The organism is Aquabacterium sp., assembly GCF_004297345.1.
GTDB lineage: Bacteria > Pseudomonadota > Gammaproteobacteria > Burkholderiales > Burkholderiaceae_C > Aquabacterium.
The window spans coordinates 1-1,843 of record NZ_SCTN01000164.1; the positions used below are offsets into that span (position 1 = coordinate 1).

The 1,843-nt window shown below is 61.0% G+C and carries 1 protein-coding gene; it reads right to left on the reverse strand.

Features of this window, described 5'->3' with window-relative positions; translation table 11 throughout:
• Positions 1-151 precede the first annotated feature (151 nt).
• Complete coding sequence (locus EPO09_RS05560) at positions 152-1,717, reverse strand: GspE/PulE family protein (RefSeq protein ID WP_290641013.1); 1,566 nt, start codon at positions 1,715-1,717, stop codon at positions 152-154.
• Positions 1,718-1,843 lie beyond the last annotated feature (126 nt).

Sequence of the window (1,843 nt, forward strand, 5' to 3'; positions counted from 1 at the left end):
TGCGCTTCACACCAACGACCAAACGCAGCCAATACCTGAGCATCAGCCTCCGCGTCCATGCCGCTCGCATGCAAGAACAGGATGGGCTGTTCACGCAGCGTGGCCCAACGGCCCTTGATGCGCGACCAGGCATGGGATACATCGATCATGCTCATTCCACCAAGGTCACGCGGTTGAGTTCTTCAAGCGTCGATTCACCACGCAGCACCCAGGCCAGTGCCGACTCACGCAAGAGCCTTGTACCGCTGGCACGCGCATGCGTCTTGATCTTGAGCAGCGATGCCCGGCTCACAATCAGGTCGCGCAAGGTATCGTCCATCAAGAGGATTTCCGACACGGCTCGGCGCCCCCGGTACCCTGTCTGGCGACAAGCCGGGCAGCCCACCGCGCGATGAAAATGTCCGTGCGTGTCCAGTGGCAATTGCGCAGCTTTGAGATCTGGCGCTGCCGGTTGCCAGGGCTGAGCGCACTGCGTACACAGCTTGCGCATCAGCCGCTGCGCCACCACCCCATTGAGCGCGGACACCATGTTGTAGAGATCCACGCCCATGTGCATGAAGCGTCCCACCACATCAAACACATTGTTGGCATGGATCGTGGACAGCACCAGGTGCCCCGTCAAGGCGGCCTGCGAGGCAATTTGAGCGGTTTCCGCATCGCGGATTTCACCCACCATCACGCGATCCGGGTCATGGCGCAGGATGCTGCGCAAGCCGCGCGCAAAGGTCAGCCCCTTCTTGTCGTTGACCGGAATCTGAACCACGCCGCCCAGTTGGTACTCGACCGGATCTTCGATCGTGATGATCTTGTCGGTGCCGTCATTGATCTCCTGCACCACGGCATACAAGGTGGTGGTCTTGCCACTGCCCGTGGGGCCCGTCACCAGCAACATGCCATAGGGCTTGCGCGCCAGGCGACGCACCACGGTGGCATCGTCGGCATCAAAGCCCAACCCTTCCAGGCTCAAGGCTTCTGCCTGAGACGACAGGCGACTGCGGTCCAGGATGCGCAGCACGGCATCCTCGCCAAAGCTGCTGGGCATGATGGAGACGCGAAAATCCACCTCACGCATACCCTCTTCAACAGACTGCAACACACGCAGCTTGAAGCGGCCGTCCTGAGGCAGACGTCGCTCACCGATGTCCAACTCGGCCATGACCTTGAGACGGGACACCAGTTGCTCGGCAACCTCTCTCGATCCCACATCGCCAACATGCAGCATGACGCCATCCAGACGATGCCGAATCACCATGCCTGACGCCGTGGACTCCAGATGCAGGTCGCTGGCCTGGGCTTTGAGTGCATCGAACAAGGTGGCATCCAGCAACTTGATGACGGGGCTGCTTTGCCGGCTGATGGCATCGACCGTCAACACGTGCGATGTGGAAGCACCCTTTTGCGCTTGGGCACCATCGGTTCCCGCAGAAAGCAAGGCGCCGCGGGCTTCAAATGCCTGCTCACCTCTGGCCAGCAGAAGGGACAAAGCCTCTTCGTCAATCCGTTGCCACGTCAACGCGTGCGGCACGACACGCGCCACAGCCTCGTGCAGCAACACATCATCCACATCAGGTGACAAAGCCCGCCACTGCTGCCCGGCATCGCAGGCCACGACCACACGCAAGCGCATGGCCTTGGCCAGAGGCCAGACGAACCAATCCGGTTCGCATGCCAGCAAGGGATCCTGCGGTGTGTCCACCATCTTCAACACGGCGCTCATTGAATCTGCTCCGCAACCTGGAAGATGGGCAGGTACATCAGCACCACGATGCCCCCGATGAGCACGCCCATGATCAGCATCAGCACGGGGCTGACCACCTTGCCGACCCACTCAGATCGGAAGAGC

Bases quoted from the DNA above. Each gene is read 5' to 3' on its own strand.
- EPO09_RS05560 (WP_290641013.1), bottom strand. From the start codon at position 1,717: ATGAGCGCCGTGTTGAAGATGGTGGACACACCGCAGGATCCCTTGCTG.